This window comes from Ensifer sp. VA4 (assembly GCF_055710065.1).
Window position 1 is genome coordinate 1 of record NZ_JBVQPO010000038.1, and the last position, 2642, is coordinate 2642.

Consider the following 2642-nt stretch of genomic DNA (forward strand, 5'->3'; position numbering starts at 1 on the left):
TGCGCGGCGACAATCAAGGTGAGACTCAGCGTCAATCAGGATGAGACTCGGCGGCGGGGGTGTGACGAAGGGAGGGCGTAGCCCGACCGGAGTTACACCCCCCGCCGCGGCGCAATTTTTAGGCGTCTCATGATCGCGGTCGGCCCGCTACGGTGGCGGTTTTCTGGAATGGAGAACCACCTTTGTGCCGGGTCGCCATGTAACCGATCATCAGATGAGATTATTCATGAAGTACCGACAAACGCATTCTGTTGAGGTCGCCGCCGCGAAGGCGTCGATCAGCCGGGCGACGGCGTTCCGCATGGAGAGAGAGCAGCGCCTTCCGTCGCAGAACAAGCCACCGCGCGGTCGGCGTCGTCCCGATCCGCTTGAGCATATCTTTGATGCGGAGGTCGTTCCGCTCCTCAAGGCCGCTCCCGGCATTCGCGCGGTCGCCATTTACGACGAGATGCTGCGGCGTCATCCGGAGCTGCCCGAAGGCATTCGCCGCACACTTGAGCGGCGCATCCGGTCATGGCGGGCCGTTCACGGTGAGGCACAGGAGGTGATCTTCCGCCAGACGCACGAGCCCGGCCGGTTGGGGCTGTCGGATTTTACCGACATGGGCAGCCTCGGCGTGACGATCGCCGGCCAGCCGCTCGACCATCTTGTCTATCACTTCCGGCTGGTCTGGTCGGGCTTCGAGCACGCCCATGTCATCCTTGGCGGCGAAAGCTTCGTCGCCTTGGCGGAGGGACTGCAGAATGCCCTGTGGTCCATTGGCGGCTCGCCGCTCTATCACCGCAGCGACAGCCTGTCGGCTGCCTTCCGCAACCTCGATGCCGATGCCAAGGTCGATCTGACAAACCGCTATGGGGACCTGTGCGCTCATTACCGGATGACGCCAACCCGCAACAACAAGGGCATCGCCCACGAGAACGGCTCGATCGAAAGTTCCCACGGCCATCTCAAGAACGCGGTCCGCGATGCACTCCTGATGCGCGGCACCCGAGACTTTAACGATCTCCGCTCCTACCGCGCCTTCATCGACGAGATCGTCAGCCGCCGCAATGCCGCACATGGCAAGCGCATCGATGCCGAGCGCCCGCATCTGCAGGCACTTCCCGATCGCCGCACCACCGACTTCGAGGAGGTGGTCGTCACCGTGTCGCGCACCGGCGGCTTCGCCTTGCGCAAGGTCTTCTACACCGTGCCCTCCCGTTTGATCGGCCACCGGCTGCGTGTGCGTTTGTTTGACGATCGCCTCGACGTCTTCATCGGCGGTACGCATCTGCTGACGTTGCCACGAGGTCGCGCCGACGCGAGCGGCAAGCATGACCAGGTCGTCAACTATCACCACGTGATCCACTCCCTGCGCAAAAAGCCCATGGCGCTTCTCAACCTGGTCTATCGCGACAAGCTCTTCCCCCGGCCGGAATATCGAAGGGCTTTCGACACTCTCATCGAGCAACTGCCTGGCCGGCAGGCTTGCAAGATCACCGTCGAATTGCTGGCTCTGGCGCATGATCGCGGTTGCGAGCGTGAACTGGCCGAGGAGCTTGCCAGAACGCTCGACGCCCGCAAACTGCCCGACCTGGTGGCCTTGAGAGCGATCTTCGGCCCGGACCCGGATCAGTTGCCGACCGTTCATGTGCAGCTCGCATCGCTCAATAGCTATGAAGCCCTGATGGGGTCTGCCTATGCGGGAGAGGCCGCATGAAGAACGTCCACAACACCATCGACGAAGCCCGCCTCGGCATCATGCTCAATGAACTGAGGCTGCCGACAATCAAAACGCTGTGGCCGCAATTTGCCGAACAGGCCGATCGTGAAGGGTGGCCTGCGGCTCGCTTCCTCTCCGCCATCGCCGAACACGAGCTGGCTGAGCGGGCGCATCGCAGGATCGAACGTCACCTCGCCGAGGCGCATCTGCCGCCCGGAAAGACGCTCGAGAGCTTCGCTTTCGACGCCGTGCCCATGGTCTCCAAGGCGCAGGTCATGGCCATTGCCGCCGGCGATAGCTGGCTCGCCAAAGGTGCCAATATCCTGTTGTTCGGCCCGCCCGGCGGCGGAAAGAGCCATCTCGCCGCAGCCATTGGCCTCGCACTGATCGAGAACGGTTGGCGGGTGCTGTTCACGCGCACGACCGACCTCGTCCAGAAGCTGCAGGTCGCACGGCGTGAGCTCCAGCTCGAATCCGCCATCGCAAAGCTCGACAAGTTCGATCTGCTCATCCTCGACGATCTGGCCTACGTCACCAAGGACCAGGCCGAGACCAGCGTGCTCTTCGAACTCATCTCCGCAAGATATGAGCGGCGTTCGATCATGATCACCGCCAATCAGCCCTTCGGAGAATGGAACCGCGTCTTTCCGGACCCGGCCATGACGCTTGCCGCGGTGGACCGACTTGTTCATCACGCAACGATCTTTGAAATGAACGTCGAAAGCTATCGGCGACGTTCCGCCATGGAAGCCAAACGCCAGCGCGGCAGACCTGCCGCCTTCGCGACAATCAAAAGCTCTTCCGAGTTTGTCGCGGAGCGGCAATCAGAACACGATGAGACTCTTGCCAGCGACAATCAGCATGATACCTTCGTGCCGACCGCGACATAAGAGTCTCATCCAGATTGTCGCCGCCGTCTCATCCTGATCGTCGCGCCATA

General features: G+C 62.1%; 2 protein-coding genes. Both read left to right on the forward strand.

The features are described 5' to 3' along the window. Positions 1 to 184 precede the first annotated feature (184 nt). On the forward strand, positions 185 to 1699 hold the full coding sequence (istA, locus tag AC0C6X_RS29990; protein WP_472956663.1) for an IS21 family transposase: 1515 nt from the start codon (positions 185 to 187) through the stop codon (positions 1697 to 1699). After that, on the forward strand, positions 1696 to 2592 hold the full coding sequence (gene istB / locus AC0C6X_RS29995) for an IS21-like element helper ATPase IstB (protein ID WP_472956665.1): 897 nt from the start codon (positions 1696 to 1698) through the stop codon (positions 2590 to 2592). The genes istA and istB overlap by 4 nt, the downstream gene beginning before the upstream one ends. Positions 2593 to 2642: the final 50 nt, after the last annotated feature.